The 15,141-nt window shown below is 66.3% G+C and carries 13 protein-coding genes; 6 read left to right on the plus strand and 7 right to left on the minus strand.

Features of this window, described 5'->3' with window-relative positions:
- Window positions 1-2 precede the first annotated feature (2 nt).
- The 4 genes from DCM79_RS20560 to DCM79_RS20575 form a co-directional block, all read right to left on the minus strand.
- Window positions 3-536 carry a DUF4142 domain-containing protein gene (locus DCM79_RS20560; RefSeq protein WP_257176077.1) on the minus strand — a complete coding sequence of 178 codons (534 nt, stop codon included), beginning with the start codon at window positions 534-536 and terminating at the stop codon, window positions 3-5.
- A gap of 85 nt (window positions 537-621) precedes the next feature.
- Window positions 622-1,314: an RNA polymerase sigma factor gene (locus DCM79_RS20565; RefSeq protein WP_257176078.1), complete on the minus strand. Its 693-nt coding sequence runs from the start codon at window positions 1,312-1,314 to the stop codon at window positions 622-624.
- 255 nt (window positions 1,315-1,569) lie between these two features.
- Window positions 1,570-2,439, minus strand: a complete 870-nt coding sequence (locus DCM79_RS20570; RefSeq protein ID WP_257176079.1) for a sulfurtransferase — start codon at window positions 2,437-2,439, stop codon at window positions 1,570-1,572.
- 160 nt (window positions 2,440-2,599) lie between these two features.
- Complete coding sequence (locus DCM79_RS20575) at window positions 2,600-3,934, minus strand: dihydroorotase (protein ID WP_257176080.1); 1,335 nt, start codon at window positions 3,932-3,934, stop codon at window positions 2,600-2,602.
- A 101-nt stretch (window positions 3,935-4,035) separates the two neighbouring features.
- Here DCM79_RS20575 and DCM79_RS20580 point away from each other — a divergent pair, with 101 nt between their 5' ends.
- The 6 genes from DCM79_RS20580 to DCM79_RS20605 all read left to right on the plus strand — a co-directional run bounded on the left by DCM79_RS20580 (window position 4,036) and on the right by DCM79_RS20605 (window position 10,753).
- Window positions 4,036-4,911 carry a folate-binding protein YgfZ gene (locus DCM79_RS20580; protein ID WP_257176081.1) on the plus strand — a complete coding sequence of 292 codons (876 nt, stop codon included), beginning with the start codon at window positions 4,036-4,038 and terminating at the stop codon, window positions 4,909-4,911.
- The gene (locus DCM79_RS20585) at window positions 4,908-5,534 is read left to right on the plus strand and encodes a DNA-3-methyladenine glycosylase I (protein WP_257176082.1); all 627 of its coding nucleotides are present in this window, start codon (window positions 4,908-4,910) and stop codon (window positions 5,532-5,534) included. Before DCM79_RS20580 ends, DCM79_RS20585 begins: the two co-directional genes overlap by 4 nt.
- Window positions 5,531-6,145 carry an HD family hydrolase gene (locus tag DCM79_RS20590; RefSeq protein ID WP_257176083.1) on the plus strand — a complete coding sequence of 205 codons (615 nt, stop codon included), beginning with the start codon at window positions 5,531-5,533 and terminating at the stop codon, window positions 6,143-6,145. The genes DCM79_RS20585 and DCM79_RS20590 overlap by 4 nt, the downstream gene beginning before the upstream one ends.
- Window positions 6,146-6,279: 134 nt before the next feature.
- A complete protein-coding gene (locus DCM79_RS20595; protein WP_028134924.1) occupies window positions 6,280-6,786 on the plus strand; it encodes a tyrosine phosphatase family protein in 507 nt (168 codons plus the stop codon).
- A 229-nt stretch (window positions 6,787-7,015) separates the two neighbouring features.
- Entirely contained in the window at window positions 7,016-7,984 is a 969-nt protein-coding gene (locus tag DCM79_RS20600) for an NAD regulator (protein ID WP_257176084.1), read from the plus strand.
- Window positions 7,985-8,035: 51 nt separating this feature from the next.
- Complete coding sequence (locus tag DCM79_RS20605; RefSeq protein WP_257176085.1) at window positions 8,036-10,753, plus strand: DUF2339 domain-containing protein; 2,718 nt, start codon at window positions 8,036-8,038, stop codon at window positions 10,751-10,753.
- A gap of 63 nt (window positions 10,754-10,816) precedes the next feature.
- Here DCM79_RS20605 and DCM79_RS20610 read toward each other — a convergent pair whose 3' ends face one another.
- From DCM79_RS20610 to DCM79_RS20620, 3 genes are all read right to left on the minus strand, one after another.
- Window positions 10,817-12,505: a methyl-accepting chemotaxis protein gene (locus tag DCM79_RS20610; RefSeq protein ID WP_257176086.1), complete on the minus strand. Its 1,689-nt coding sequence runs from the start codon at window positions 12,503-12,505 to the stop codon at window positions 10,817-10,819.
- Between the two features lie 318 nt (window positions 12,506-12,823).
- Entirely contained in the window at window positions 12,824-14,560 is a 1,737-nt protein-coding gene (locus DCM79_RS20615; RefSeq protein WP_257176087.1) for a methyl-accepting chemotaxis protein, read from the minus strand.
- Between the two features lie 204 nt (window positions 14,561-14,764).
- Window positions 14,765-15,010: a hypothetical protein gene (locus DCM79_RS20620; protein WP_135167036.1), complete on the minus strand. Its 246-nt coding sequence runs from the start codon at window positions 15,008-15,010 to the stop codon at window positions 14,765-14,767.
- Window positions 15,011-15,141 lie beyond the last annotated feature (131 nt).

The following is a 15,141-nucleotide window of genomic DNA, read 5'->3' on the forward strand; positions in this document are numbered from 1 at the left end:
CCTTATTTCAGCTCGGCCGCGACGTGCTCGGCGTGTTGCTGATGGCCCTGAAAAATCTTCAGGCCGGTCTGCAGCAGGCTCTTCAGCTCGGCATTGCCGGCCGACGGAATCAGCTGGGTCTCCAGCGCGCCGTTGACCTGCTTGTGGAAGGCGACCTCGTTGGCGACATAGGCCTTGTCGAAGGCAGCACCGCTCAGCTTATCGAGCTCGGCGAGCTTGTCGCTGGCCTGCTTGGACAGTGCCTTGCTGGCGTCGTTGTCTTCAGGGCTGACGTTCAGCTTCTTGACCAGCGCGAGCGCCTGCTGGTTGACGGCCTCGTGGTCGCGCAGCATATCCTCGGCAAACGCCTTGACGTCCTTGTTCTTGGCCTTCTTCTGCGCCTGCTTGGCGGCGTTGATGTCGATCACGCCCGCAGTGTAGGCGATATGGGCGATCTGCGGATCGGTGGGCTTGTCGGCGGCGTCGGCGCTTTGCAGCAGCGCGGGACTGGACAACAGAAAGGCCGCGGCGATCGCCGCGCTCGGTCGGGTGAACATGGCTTGATGCTCCTGTGGTGCCGGCGTGGGCCGGCGTTGCTTCACAGGGATTGGATGGGCATTTTTCGCGAACGTTCCCGAAAAATCATGCGCCGATGCCAAGACGCCTGAGCACGGCCTCGGTCAGGCGCTCGCAACGCTGCCCGGCGAACGGAAATGCGTCCAAGACGACGGGACCGATCTTCTTCTCGACGTTCTCGCGGAGCAGGGTGCGCGCACGATGCAACCGCGTCTTGACGGTTTCCGGCTTGATGCCGAGCAGCTCGGCGGTCTCCTCCATGCTCATCCCCTCCATCACGCGCGCGATGAAGACCATGCGGAAGGCATCGGGCAATTCATCGATCGCATGTTCGACGACGCGCTGGATCTCGCGTTGGGCCATGGATTTTTCCGGATCGGTTGCGGCGGTCGAAACGGGAAACTTGATGATCTGGGCTTCGAGCGTTGCCTCCGGCACCGATCCCAGTTCGACCTGCGGCCTCCGACTGCGCAGGCGCCCGAGCGCTTCGTTGATCGCGATGCGCGACAACCAGGTCGACAGCGCGGCGTCACCGAGAAAACCGTCGAGATGCATGAAGGCGCGGACATAGGTTTCCTGCACCACGTCCTCGGTCTCGCTGTCACTGCGCAGGATGCCGCGGGCGAGGCGGTAGAGCCTGCGGTTGTTGGCCTGCATGATCTCGCGGAGCGCAGCCTCCTCGCGGCGCCGCGCGCGCTCGATCAGCTCGGCTTCCGGCGTCCTGATGCCGGTGGTCAGGCCGGCTGCGGTCCCTGGCATGGGGGTACCCTATCTCCATTGGTTCCGGACGTTGGATGCAGGCGAAGGGAAAAGGTTCCCGAATTTTCTTCTCTGGGATCTTACCCTCCCCTGGAGGGGGAGGGTCGCTTCGCATCGAGCGAAGCGAGAGGTGAAGCGGGGTGGGGTGATCTCTCCACACGGGCACCGCCGAGGCCGAGAGACCGTCACCCCACCCCGCTCGCGCTGCGCGCGATCGACCCTCCCCCTCCAGGGGAGGGTAAGAGCAGCGCGCTCCTAATCCGTCTCGATCGGCAGCGCCGCATCCCTCGCCCATTCGCCCATCGAGGCGTCGTAGAGCGTCAGCTTGTCGTAGCCGAGCTGCGTCAACAGAAACAAATCGATCGTCGCCGAGATGCCGCCGCCGCAATAGAGAATCACGTTCTTGTCGCGCGTGACGCCCGCAGCAGAAAATTTGGCTTCGGCATCGGCAAGCGTGGTCAACGTCTTGTCGGCATTGACGAGCGTCGCAGCCGACACGTTGACGCTGCCGGGAATACGGCCGGGCCGGCCGTAGCGGCTCGGCTCGAGGCCGCGATGAAACTGCGGCCCGAGCGCGTTGACGATCATGGTCGAGGGATCGCCGATCCGCGCCTTCACCACATCCTTGTCGACGAAGAAGCCGGCGCGCGGCGCGGCCTTGAAGGTCGTGGCCGGATAGCCTTCCGATGCGCCTGTTGCGACCGGTCGTCCCTCCTGCTTCCATTTGTCGAAGCCGCCGTCGAGCACCAGCGCATCGACGCCGAGCGAGCGCAGCATCCACCAGAACCGTGTCGCCCACATCATGGTGCCGATGCTGTAGAGCACGACGGTCTTGCCCGCATCGAGGCCGTGCCGGCCGAAGGCGGCCTCCAGCTGGGCGACATCCGGCATCATGAAGAATTGTTGCGACGAGGTGTCGGAGAACTCGCCTTGCAAATCGAGGAAATCGGCGCCCGGAATGTGGCCGGCCGCAAACGTCTTGTCGCCTGGCACCGCGCGGTAAGGCACGTCGCTGCCGGCCGGTACCGGCTCGTTGTAGGTCGTGCAATCATAGAGGCGCAGCTTGGGATCGCCGAGGAGGCCGGCGAGCTGCTCGGTGGTGATGAGGGCCGTTGGCTGGGACATTGTTCTCTCCCAATTTGCGCTTGTGCTTCGTGGCACACTGTCATTGCCCGCGAAGGCGGGCAATCCAGTATTCCAGAGGTGGCAGAGCTTGAATCGAGAGGCCGCGGCGTACTGGATGCCCCGCCTACGCGGGGCATGACAGCGCGGCGCAATTCTTGCCTTACGGCTTCAGCGTTTCCAGAAACCGCACCGCCTCGCCCTGCGCGGGCGTCACCAGCTCGCCTTGCCACATCACGCGGCGGCCGCGGATGAAGGTGCCGACGGGCCAGCCGGTGACGCGCAAGCCGTCATAAGGCGTCCAGCCGGCCTTGGACGCCACCCATTGATTGGTGATGGTCTCGCTGCGCTTGAGGTCGACGATGGTGAAGTCGGCGTCGTAGCCGGCGGCGATGCGGCCCTTGCAGGCCATGTTGTAGAGGCGCGCGGGACCGGCGCTGGTGAGGTCGACGAAGCGCGCCAGCGAGAGCCGGCCCGCGTTGACGTGGTCGAGCATCAGCGGCACCAGCGTCTGCACGCCGGTCATGCCGGAGGGCGAAGCGGGATAGGTCTTCTGCTTCTCCTCCAGCGTATGGGGGGCGTGGTCGGAGCCGAGCACGTCGATGATGCCCTGCTCGATGCCGCGCCAGATCCCGGCGCGGTGATCGGCACCGCGCACCGGCGGATTCATCTGCGCCAGCGTGCCAAGCCGCTCGTAGCATTCGGGAGCAGCCAGCGTGAGATGGTGCGGCGTCGCCTCGCAGGAGGCGACGTCCTTGTGGTCGCGCAGGAACTCGATCTCTTCCTTGGTGGAGATGTGCAGCACATGAATGCGCCTTCCGGTCTCGTGCGCGAGCTTGACCAGGCGCTGCGTCGCCATCAGCGCCGCGGTTTCGTCGCGCCACACCGGATGCGAGCGGGCGTCGCCCTCGATGCGCAGCGATTTGCGGTCGTTGAGGCGGTACTCGTCCTCGGCATGGAAGGCGGCGCGGCGGCGGATCACCTGGAAGATGCGGCGCAGGCTTTCGTCGTCCTCGACCAGCAGCGCGCCGGTCGAGGAGCCGATGAACACCTTGACGCCGGCACAGCCGGGCGCGCGCTCCAGCACCGGCAGATCCTGCACGTTCTCGCGGGTGCCGCCGATGAAGAAGGCGAAATCGCAATGCATGCGGTGATGGGCGCGCTTCACCTTGTCGGTGAACTCGGCCTCCGTCACCGTCAGCGGCGCCGTGTTCGGCATCTCGAACACCGCGGTGACGCCGCCCATCACGGCGCTGCGCGAACCGGTCTCGAGGTCTTCCTTGTGCGTCAGGCCGGGCTCGCGGAAATGCACTTGCGTGTCCATCACGCCGGGCAGGATGTGCAGGCCCTTGCAGTCGATCGTTTCGGCGGCGGAGGCGTGCGACAAAGGACCCAGCTCGGCAATGCGGCCACCGGCAATGCCGATATCGCGAACACCCTCGCCGTCCTGGTTGACGACGGTGCCATTCTTGAGGATCACATCGAAGCGCTGGGTCATGGCTGAAGGCCTCTCTCGTCCCCAAGCGCAGGGCTCGAGGTCTTGTCGTTTATGCCTCGCGGGCTTACGTTCCGGAGCAACATGTCGCAAGAGATTTTCGCATGAAATCAGCGTTTCTTCCCGACCGGGGCGTGGTCAAGGTCGCGGGCGAGGATGCGCGCAACTTCCTCAACGGCCTGGTCACGACCGATCTCGACAGGCTGAAGCCGGGCCTGGGGCGATTCGGCGCGCTGCTGACGCCGCAGGGCAAGATCATCGTCGATTTCCTGATCACCGAGGTGCCCGCGGGCCATGGCGGCGGGTTCCTGATCGACTGCCCGAAGGCGCTGGCAGAGAGCCTCGCCACCAAGCTGAAATTCTACAAGCTGCGCGCCAAGGTCACGGTGGAAAACCTCGATCTCGGCGTGCTCGCGGCCTGGGACGGCCAGCCTGCGGCGCAGCCGGACCTTGCCTTCGCCGACCCGCGCAACGATGCGCTCGGCCTTCGCATCCTGATTCCCGAGGATCTCAAGCAGAAGCTGTCCGACCTCATCGGCGCCGACCTGGTTGACGCCGCCGAATACGAGGCGCACCGCATCGCGCTCGGCGTGCCGCGCGGCGGGCTCGATTTCATGTACGGCGACGCCTTTCCGCACGAGACCAACATGGACCGCCTTGCCGGCGTCGATTTCGACAAGGGCTGCTATGTCGGCCAGGAGGTCGTCTCGCGCATGCAGCACCGCGGCACCGCGCGCACCCGCAGCGTGCAGGTGCTGCTCGACGGCGCCTCGCCCGAAGCCGGCGCGACCATCCTCGCCGGCGACAAGCCGGTCGGCACGATCGGCTCGACGTCCGGCGGCAAGGGTATCGCCCTGGTGCGCATCGACCGTGTCGCGGACGCGCTCGATGCCGGCCAGCCCCTCACCGCCGGCGGGCTCGCCTTGAAACTCGCAGATCCCGACGTCGTGCGCATTCCAGCCAAGCACCCCATCGCATGAGCCGCGCTCCCCGCCTGCATCCCGACGGCCTGACACGTTGCCCCTGGCCGGGCGATGATCCGCTCTATGTCGCCTATCACGACACCGAATGGGGCGTGCCGGAATATGACGACCGCGCGCTGTACGAGAAGCTGATGCTCGACGGTTTCCAGGCTGGCCTGTCCTGGATCACGATCCTGCGCAAGCGCGACAATTTCCGCAAAGCCTTCGACGATTTCCAGCCGGAGAAGATCGCGCGATACAATGCCAAGAAGGTCCATGCGCTGATGGACGATGCCGGCATCGTCCGCAACAAGGCCAAGATCGACGGCGCGATCCTCAGCGCCAAGTCTTATCTCGACATCATGGAGAAGGGTCCGGGCTTCTCGAAGCTGCTGTGGGACTTCATGGACGGAAGGCCGCTGGTCAACAAGTTCAAGACCACCGCGAGCGTGCCCACCTCGACCCCGCTGTCGGTGCAGATCTCCAAGGAGCTGTCCTCGCGCGGCTTCAAGTTCGTCGGCCCGACCATCGTCTATGCCTTCATGCAGGCGACCGGCATGGTCAACGACCATCTCGTCGACTGCCATTGCCACGCGACCTGCGGCAAGACGCAGCGCAAGCCGCGCCTCAAGGCCAGATGACCGCGAAGAAGACCGCGCGCGAAACGCAGTCCCGCGCCTGGCAGCGCATGCTGTCGGGCCGGCGGCTCGATCTGCTCGATCCCTCGCCGCTCGATATCGAGATCGCCGACATCGCGCACGGGCTGGCGCGCGTCGCGCGCTGGAACGGGCAGACCATCGGGGCGCATATCTTCTCGGTGGCGCAGCACACGCTGCTGGTGGAGACCGTGCTGCGGCACGAGATGCCGCGCGCCGATCAGCGCATGCGGCTCGCCGCATTGCTGCACGATGCGCCGGAATATGTGATCGGCGACATGATCTCGCCGTTCAAGGCGGTGCTCGACGGCCATTACAAGGCCGTGGAGAAACGCCTGCTCGGCGCCATCCATATCCGCTTCGGACTGTCGCCGGTGCTGCCGGAGGAGATCACGCAGGCCATCAAGGCCGCCGATCGCGGCGCGGCCTATCTGGAAGCAACCGAGCTTGCCGGCTTCAGCGAAAGCGAGGCAAGGCGCCTGTTCGGCAAGGATCCCGGCCTCACCGACAGCGTCCGGCGCGACTACCTGACGCCCTGGACCGCGGCACGGGCCGAGAAGCAGTTTCTGGAGCGGTTTGGCGCGGTGTTTGCGTAGGCGTCCTCCCTTCGTAGGGTGGGCAAAGCGAAGCGTGCCCACCACCTCTTGCGATTGAGAAAGGTCGTGGGCACGGCGCTACGCGCCTTTGCCCACCCTACGGGCCACGGCTATAATCAAGAAAAAGGGCCGCCATGATCCACGTCTGTTCCCTCGCCGCGCTTCCCGAAACCGTCCGTCTCACCGGGGCCAGCCATGTGCTGACCGTGATGGCCAATGTCGAGCAGGTGGCGCGGCCGGTCTCCGTGCTGCCGGCCAATCATCTCAAGGTGTCGATGGACGACATTACCGAGGAGCTGGACGGGTTCGTCGCACCGTCCGAGGCGCATATCGATCTAGTGCTGAACTTCGTGCGCGGCTGGGACCGCAGCGCGCCGCTGGTGGTGCATTGCTATGCCGGCATCAGCCGCTCCACCGCGAGCGCGTTTGCGGCGGTCTGCGCGCTCAATCCAAACCGCGACGAACTCGAGATCGCCAGGAAGATCCGCGCGGCCTCGCCGATCGCCTCGCCGAACCGGCGCATCGTCGGCCTTGCCGACCGCGCCCTCGGCCGCAACGGCCGCATGCTGCGCGCGCTCGACGAGATCGGCCCGGGCGCGATGATGGTCGAGGGCCGCCCCTTCGTGATCGAGCTCGAATGAGAAGAGCGCCGAATAGCAGCCGCGACGGGACTGCGCCCCCTCTCCCGCTTGCGGGAGAGGGTCGGGGAGAGGGTGTCTCCGCAGCGGGACAATCCCCTAGAGGAGAAAGCCCTCTCCCGGCGCTACGCGCCGACCTCTCCCGCAAGCGGGAGAGGTTACAGCGAACCCGCGGAGAACCCGCCGTAATCGATTGGCACATCTCTCCCTCACCACCTGCGATCATCACCGCATGAGCGAGACGCTCCTGACGCCGATCGAGATCGGCCTGACCGCGGCGATCGTCGCGATCGAGGGCCATGAGCCGCTGATCCTGACCGCGCGCGGCAGCGACGGGCTGGCCGGCCTGCCGTTCGGCCCGTTCGACGCGCTCGCGCACCGCACCTTCGAGATCGGCCTGCGCGCCTGGGTCGAGGAGCAGGCGGGCCTGCGGCTCGGCTATGTCGAGCAGCTCTACACCTTCGGCGATCGCGGCCGTCATGCCGAGGCCGGCGACACCGGAGCGCATATGGTGTCGATCGGCTATCTCGCGCTGACGCGGGCGGTGGATGGCGAGCTCGCAGCCAACGCGGCGAGCTTCGCCCCATGGTATCGCTTCTTCCCCTGGGAAGACTGGCGCGAAGAGCCGCCGGCGATCATCGCCCGCGACATCATCCCCGCGCTGACCGAGTGGGCCGCGGAGGAGACGCCGGAAACGACGCGCGCGCTGCCGCGCAAGGATCGCGTGCGGTTCTGTTTCGGCCTCGAGGGAGCAGCCTGGGACGAGGAGCGCGTGCTCGACCGCTACGAGCTGCTGTACGAGGCCGGGCTGGTCGAGGAGGCGCGGCGCGACGGCCGGCCTGCGGCATTAGCGCGCAAGACGCTGCCTCCGCTCGGGACCTCGATGCGGTTCGACCATCGCCGGATTCTCGCTACGGCGATCGCGCGGCTGCGTGCAAAACTGAAGTATCGTCCTGTCGTGTTTGAACTTTTGCCGCCCGAATTCACACTTACCGAACTGCAGCATACGGTGGAGGCGATCTCCGGCCGGCACCTGCACAAGCAGAATTTCCGCCGCCTGGTCGAAATGGAGGCCCTGGTCGAACCGACCGGGGTGATGTCGACACAGACGGGCGGACGGCCGGCGGCGCTCTACCGTTTCCGCCGCGACGTGCTTCAGGAGCGGCCCGCACCGGGCTTGCGCGTACGCTCCCGGCGCTAGATCCTGAGATTTGCGCGATCGGCCCCTGCCCGCCGGTCGCCTGGAGGCTTCATGTTCGACGGCCCGTTTGACGTCTTTGCGCTGATCATCGCGATCGTCGCCTTCCTGATCGCAATCAAGGCCTCCAGCCAGGCGGCCGAGCTGCGCCGGCGACTGAACGCACTCGAAGCGATGTCTTATGCGCAACGGCCGGTGCAGCCGCCGCCGCTCATGCCGGTGCAGGAGGAGGCGCCTGCTTCTGCGGCGATGGCGGCCGAGCGGCCGCTTGCGCCTGAGGCCGAGCCGGCGCCGCCTCCGCTCGACACCGACCAGGCGTCCCCGCCGCCGCTCGCGGCGGGCGTCTCCGCCGATGCGCCGCCTCCCCTGCCTGCGCCCGCGCCCGACATTCGAGAACCTGGCTTCGAGGAGCAGCTCGGCACGCGCTGGGTGGTGTGGATCGGCGGCCTTGCGCTCGCGCTCGGCGGCTTCTTCATGGTGCGCTATTCGATCGAGGCCGGTCTTCTCGGCCCCGGCGTGCGCGTGTTCCTGGGCGGCCTGTTCGCAGCCGCGCTGCTGGGCGCCGGCGAATGGACCCGGCGCAAGGAGAGCATCTCCAACATCGCGGCGCTGCCGATCGCCAACATCCCGGCGATCCTCACCGCGGCCGGAACGGCGGTGGCGTTCGCCACCATCTACGCCGCCTACGCGCTCTACGGCTTCCTGGTGCCCGCCACCGCCTTCGTGCTGCTCGGCATCGTGGCGATGTGCACGCTGGCTGCCGCGCTGCTGCACGGACCGGCGCTCGCCGGCCTCGGCGTGGTCGGCGCCTTCGTGACGCCGGTGCTCGTCTCCAGCGGCAAGCCCGATTATTGGGCGCTCTACATCTATCTCGCCGTCGTCACCGCCGCGAGCTTCGGCCTCGCCCGCATCCGGCTGTGGCGCTGGCTTGCGGTCACCACGATCGCCTTCGCCGTGCTCTGGCTCTTGCCCGGTCTCGACGCCGAGCAGCTCCAGGTCGCACCGCACGCCTTCCACGTCATCGCCGGCTTCGTGCTGGCCGCGCTGCTCGTCGTCTGCGGCTTCATGTTCGGGCCTGCAATCGAGGACGGCGAGATCGAGCCGATCTCGTCGGGCTCGCTCGGCGCCTATCTGTTCGGCGCGATGCTGATCGTGCTGTCGAGCGCGCATGCGGACCTCGCGCTGATCGCGTTTGCGCTGCTGGTCGGCGGCACGCTGCTCGTCGCCTGGCGCGCCCCGGCGGCGACCGGCGCGCTCGGCGCGGCTGCGGCGACCGTCTTCATCGTGTTCGCCGAATGGGCGGTGCGTGCCAATCCCGACATGCTGGTGCTGCCGGGCGGTGCGATGTCCGGCGTCGGGCCCAGCGCGATCGACAGCTCGGTGACGCTGCATCTGGTGACGGCCGCGCTTTTCGCCGCCGGCTTCGGAATTGCCGGCTTCCTGGCGCAGGGCCGCTCGAACTCGGCGATCATCCCCGTGGTGTGGTCGGCTGCTGCGGTCGCAACGCCGATCGCGATCCTGGTCGCGCTCTACGCGCGTATCGCCCATCTCGACCGCTCGATCCCCTTTGCGATCCTCGCGGTGCTGCTCGCAGCAAGCTTTGGCGCGGCGACCGAGGCGCTGACGCGCCGCGAGACCCGGCCGGGCAGCATGATCTCGACCGCCTTGTTCGCGACCGGCACGCTCGGTGCGCTGGCGCTGGCGCTGACCTTCGCGCTGGAAAAGGGCTGGCTGACGATCGCGCTGGCGCTGATGTCGCTCGGCACCGCCTGGATCTCGCTGCAGCGGCCGATCCCGTTCCTGCGCTGGCTCGCCGCCATTTTCGCCGCGCTCGTCACCGCGCGCATCGCCTATGACCCACGCATCGTCGGCGATGCCGTCGGCACCACGCCGATCTTCAATTGGCTGCTCTGGGGCTACGGCCTGCCGGCGGCCTCGTTCTGGGGCGCGAGCATCTTCCTGCGCCGCCGCGCCGACGATCCGCCGTTGCGCATGGTCGAGACGGCCGCGATCCTGTTCACCGCGCTGCTCGCTTTCATGGAGATCCGGCACTTTGCGACCGGTGGCCGCATGACGGCCGGCCCCTCGCTGCTCGAATTCGCGCTGCAGGTCTGCGTCACGCTCGCGATGGCGATCGGGCTGGAGCGGCTGCGGCTGAGGAGCCAGAGCATCGTGCACAATGTCGGCGCCGTCGTGCTCACGGCGATTGCCGGATTCATCGCATTGTTCGGTCTCTTGATCCTGGAGAATCCAATGGTGCTCTCCAGCGTCAATGTCGGCGGCCTCGTCTTCAACCTGCTGCTGCTCGGCTACGCGCTGCCGGCGGTGCTGATGCTGCTGCTGTCCTATGCGGTGGCGGGCCACCGCTCCGTCGCCTACGCCAACACGATCGCGGGCGGCGCGCTGGTGTTCGCGCTCAGCTATGTGACGCTGGAGATCCGCCGCTTCTATCACGGCCCGGTGCTGCTCTACGGCGGCACCACGAGCGCGGAGCAATATACCTATTCGATCGGCTGGCTGGCGTTCGGGGTGGTGCTGCTCGGCGCGGGTATCCTGTTCAATTCGGAGCGTGCGCGACTGGCCTCTGCCGCCGTCATCGCGCTGACCATCCTCAAGGCCTTCGCAATCGACGTGTGGACGCTGACAGGCGTCTACCGCGCGCTGTCGTTCATGTGCCTCGGCGTCGTGCTGGTGGCGATCGGCTGGCTGTACCAGCGCATCCTGTTCCGGCGGCAGGTCGTGCCGCCGCCGGCCGCGCCGACCAGCAGCTGAACGGTTGGAGCGTGATCTGTGCGGAAAGCCGCGTCACGCGTTTCCGGATCATGCTCCTGAAGATCAGGCCGCGCGGACCGATTCCAGGAACTGCGCGACCTCGACCTTCAGGCGGGTGCTGTCGGTCGCCAGCGACTTCGCGGCCGAAAGCACCTCACCGGAGGCCGAGCCGGTGTCGATCGCGCCGCGCTGCACGTTGGTGATGTTGGACGAGACCTCCTGGGTGCCGAGGGCAGCCTGCTGGACGTTGCGCGAAATCTCCTGCGTCGCGGCGCCCTGCTCCTCGACAGCGGCGGCGATGGCCGAGGCCACCTCGGACAGCCGCTCGATGGTGCCGCCGATCTCTTGGATGGCGCTGACGGATTCCTGCGTCGCGGCCTGAATCCCCGCGACCTGCGCCCCGATCTCGCCGGTCGCCTTCGCGGTCTGCTCGGCCAGTGCCTTGACCTCCGATGCGACGACGGCAAAGCCGCGGCCGGCTTCGCCGGCGCGCGCCGCCTCGATGGTCGCATTCAGCGCCAGCAGGTTGGTCTGGCCCGCGATGGTGTTGATGAGCTCGACGACGTCGCCGATGCGAGAGGCCGCCTGCGACAGCGCGTTGACGCGATCGTTGGTCCGCGCCGCCTGCTCGACGGCTTCCGCAGCCATCCGCGCCGAATCCTGCACGCGGCGGCTGATCTCTGTGATCGAGGACGACAGCTCTTCCGAGGCGGACGCCACGGCCTGGACGTTAGTGGAGGCTTCCTCGGACGCAGCCGCAACGACGGTTGCGAGCTGCTGGCCGCGCTGCGCCGTACCGCTCAGCGTGGCCGCGGAAGCCTCGAGCTCGGTCGAGGCCGACGACACGGTCTCGACGACCTCGCCGATCATGACCTCGAAATTGCGCGTGATGGCATCGACACGGCGGCCGCGTTCGATCTTGGCCTCGGCGTCGCGCGCGGCAGCCTCGTCGGCGGCCTTCTTGGCGATCAACGCCTCCTTGAAGATCTGCAGCGCGTCCGCCATCGAACCGATCTCGGTCTTCTCGCCGCGATGCGGCACCTCGGCCGAGAGGTCGCCTTCGCCGAGCGACTGCATCGGCCGGATGATCGAGGCGATGCCGCGAGAGACGTCACGCACGAGATAATAGGCGGCGCCGATCGCGATCACGACGGCTGCAACGATGATGCCGACGAGCACGCGGAAGATGGTGGCGTAGCTGTCGGCCGCCTCCTTCGTTTCAGCTTCGGCGCCGCTGTTGTTGAGCTCGATGCTCTTCAGGAGCAGAGGATCCGCCGCCTGAGCCATCTTCGCGACCTTGGTCTGCAACAGTTCGTTGGCCTCCGTCGGAAAACGGCCGGGGCTCTTGCGCGACAGCGCCATCGTCTCCTGAACCCCGCTCAGGTAGTCGGCCCAGGCCTTGGTCCATTGTTCATAGATCTGGCGTTCCTCCGGCAACGTAATCAGGCCTTCGTAGACCTTGCGCGTCTTCTCGATGCGCTCGCGTAGCGGGGCCATGCGCTTCTCGGCGGCGTCCTTGCCTTCAATGCTCTCCTGCATCAGGTGCAGGCGCAGCACGACGCGCAGCTCGTTGATGTCGGCGCGCATGGAGCCGAGCGCGCGCACGCTCGGCAGCCAGCTCTCCGCGATCTCGACCGTGTGGGCGTTGATGTTCTGCATGGTGCAGATCGCCATCACGCCGACACCGGCGAGCGAGAGAACGAGGACCGACAACACGGTCAAGAGCTTGAAGACGATCGACAGTTTCGACATCACACACATCCTAACGAAGCCTGGCAACGCGCACGTCACCTGCGCCACAGCGTCCCGATGGACGACCGAGCGAGGTCAGTTCAACAATGCTGGCTGGTTCTTATCCCGTAAGATTGCCTCCATAGTTGCAAACAGGCGTTAACAGGAAGCTACGTTGAATTACGGAATTCGGCAGCGCCGACTTTATATGTTCCGCAACCATCTATGCGGGACGGCAGCGATCGCGCAGCGCCATACCACGGCACCGCCCCCGGGTATTTCGAACAGGCATGACAGGCGGCTCAGGCCGCCCGCACCGTCTCCAGGAAGTGCGCGCCGTCAGGCGGCGCGTACGGTGCGGACAAACTTGTCGACTTCGAGCTTGAGGCGGTTGCTGTCGCCGGACAGCATCTGGGCGGCGGACAGCACCTGCGAGGAGGCCGAGCCGGTCTCGCTCGCGCCGTGCTGCACGTCGGTGATGTTGGACGACACCTGATGGGTGCCTGCCGCCGCCTGCTGCACGTTGCGGGAGATCTCCTGCGTCGCCGCGCCCTGCTCTTCGACGGCAGCCGCGATCGTCGAGGAGATCTCCGACAGTTTTTCGATGGTGTGGCTGATGTCCTTGATCGCGCCGACGGAATGTTCGGTGGCGGTCTGGATGCTGGCGATCTGCTGGCCGATCTCGCCGGTCGCCTTCGCGGTCTGCTCGGCGAGCGCCTTGACTTCGGAGGCGACGACGGCAAAGCCGCGGCCGGCCTCGCCGGCGCGCGCGGCCTCGATGGTTGCATTGAGCGCCAGGAGATTGGTCTGACCGGCGATGGTGTTGATCAGCTCGACCACGTCGCCGATCCGCGCCGCAGCGGCGGAGAGCTCCCCCACGCGGTCGGTCGTGGTGCGGGCCTGGCTCACCGCTTCGCCCGCGACGCGAGCGGATTCCTGCACCTGGCGGCTGATCTCGGTGATCGACGACGACAGCTCTTCGGTCGCCGAGGCCACCGACTGCACGTTGGTGGACGCTTCCTCGGAGGCGGAAGCAACCATCGTGGTGAGCTGCTGGCCACGCGCCGCGGTCGATGTGAGCGTCGAGGCCGAGGCTTCCAGTTCGGTCGCCGCCGAGGACACGGTATCGACGATCTCGCCGATCGCGGCTTCGAAGCCGTCAGCAAGCTTGTGCATCTCGGCCGTGCGCTGCGCGGCCGCGATTTGATCCTGCCTGATCTTGGCCTCGGCCTCTTCGCGCGCCTTCTGTTCCGAGACGATCTTGAATTTCTCGACGGCCGCAGCGACGCCGCCAACCTCGTCCTTGCGTCCGAGGCCGGGCAGCACCACCGAGAAATCGCCGCCGGCGAGCCTGTCCATGGCCACGGTGAGCGCCCGAATTGGGCGGGCGATGGTCACGAACGACATCAGCCAGGAGCCGACGAGGACGAGCATGGCGAGTGCGCCGACCAGGATCGCAAGCTGCTCGCTCGATTTCATCTGGGCAGCGGACGCAGCATTTTTCTCGTCGGATTTGTGTCTCGCGTAATCGGCAATCTGACGGATCAGCACATCGAGCTCGCCGGCGATCGGCAGGGTCACCTCGCGTGCGATGCGAATGACGTCTTCGTTGAGCTTGGCAGCACGCGCCGGGCCGTCTGCACCGCTGGCGGCCAAGGCTTCGCCGCGCACGCCCGCGATCTGCTGCGCCGCCTTTGCGTAGTTGGCGGCCAGCGATCTCAGTTTCTCCATGCGAGCGCGATTCTCGGGCTCTTGAGAAAGCTTCAGCATCTGATCGACCAGCAGGTTCGTCGATTTCTGCTGGTCGCCCAGGCTCGTGGTGGCCTTTTGAATGTCGGCCAAGCTATTGGCGAGACGAAGGTCGCGTACGGCGAGCTGCATGCCGCGAACCGTCACCTCGGCCTCAACTGCGTCGCGCGCGATCTGCTGCTGCGCAAGCGCGCTCTGGCTGCTCTCTCGGATGCTCGCATTGCCGAGCATCTGACTTGCGATCATGGCGCCGACCAGGAGTACCCCTAGTGCAGACGCAATCGCCAGCTTGGTCCCGATCTTCAGATTCTGAACAAGGCTCAACATGGCATGTTTCCCCCGGAGGAAATCCGCAACCGAGTCATTGTCGGCCGCCCGGCGTCGACTGCGCCGTTGCACAAAAATTGAGCGCCTCACGTTCCGATTTGGTTAACGGAATCCCTCGCAGAAATACTCAGTTTCTTCGCTAAATGATTGAAGCCGAAGGGAAATGATCTCGCCCTAGTTGTAAAATGCAGCCTCAGGTCGGATCTAGGAAGCCTTGCATCCGGCGCTCTCGCCGACAAGGCTGATGCGGAAGACCGGCTTCTTGTTCTCGTCGAGCAGCTCCATGCACCACTCGGCGTTCGGCTTCAGGCTGCGCGCGATGCCGCCGAGCAAATTGGCGCAGACCTCCGTCATCTCGGTCCAGGCGGCCGCGCGATCCTCGAACTCATATGGCTGGTCGGCGGCGCCGGAATAGCGACCGGTACTGATGCGGAAGAAGTACAGCGACATCGTTGAACCCTTTTATCGGGCCGCGCCCCCCGGCCGTACGCAAACTGAAGCGCGAACCGCTACCAACGCATGAAAGCCGCCGTCCGTATGACTACGGCACGGCAGCTTCATGTTCGAAGGAGGTCTTCAAT

The sequence above is a fragment of the Bradyrhizobium sp. WBOS07 genome (genome assembly GCF_024585165.1).
Taxonomy (GTDB): Bacteria; Pseudomonadota; Alphaproteobacteria; order Rhizobiales; family Xanthobacteraceae; genus Bradyrhizobium; species Bradyrhizobium japonicum_B.

Coding starts and splice junctions, on each gene's coding strand:
- DCM79_RS20560 (WP_257176077.1), bottom strand. CDS start 536: ATGTTCACCCGACCGAGCGCGGCGATCGCCGCGGCCTTTCTGTTGTCC.
- DCM79_RS20565 (WP_257176078.1), bottom strand. CDS start 1,314: ATGCCAGGGACCGCAGCCGGCCTGACCACCGGCATCAGGACGCCGGAA.
- DCM79_RS20570 (WP_257176079.1), bottom strand. CDS start 2,439: ATGTCCCAGCCAACGGCCCTCATCACCACCGAGCAGCTCGCCGGCCTC.
- DCM79_RS20575 (WP_257176080.1), bottom strand. CDS start 3,934: ATGACCCAGCGCTTCGATGTGATCCTCAAGAATGGCACCGTCGTCAAC.
- DCM79_RS20580 (WP_257176081.1), top strand. CDS start 4,036: ATGAAATCAGCGTTTCTTCCCGACCGGGGCGTGGTCAAGGTCGCGGGC.
- DCM79_RS20585 (WP_257176082.1), top strand. CDS start 4,908: ATGAGCCGCGCTCCCCGCCTGCATCCCGACGGCCTGACACGTTGCCCC.
- DCM79_RS20590 (WP_257176083.1), top strand. CDS start 5,531: ATGACCGCGAAGAAGACCGCGCGCGAAACGCAGTCCCGCGCCTGGCAG.
- DCM79_RS20595 (WP_028134924.1), top strand. CDS start 6,280: ATGATCCACGTCTGTTCCCTCGCCGCGCTTCCCGAAACCGTCCGTCTC.
- DCM79_RS20600 (WP_257176084.1), top strand. CDS start 7,016: ATGAGCGAGACGCTCCTGACGCCGATCGAGATCGGCCTGACCGCGGCG.
- DCM79_RS20605 (WP_257176085.1), top strand. CDS start 8,036: ATGTTCGACGGCCCGTTTGACGTCTTTGCGCTGATCATCGCGATCGTC.
- DCM79_RS20610 (WP_257176086.1), bottom strand. CDS start 12,505: ATGTCGAAACTGTCGATCGTCTTCAAGCTCTTGACCGTGTTGTCGGTC.
- DCM79_RS20615 (WP_257176087.1), bottom strand. CDS start 14,560: ATGTTGAGCCTTGTTCAGAATCTGAAGATCGGGACCAAGCTGGCGATT.
- DCM79_RS20620 (WP_135167036.1), bottom strand. CDS start 15,010: ATGTCGCTGTACTTCTTCCGCATCAGTACCGGTCGCTATTCCGGCGCC.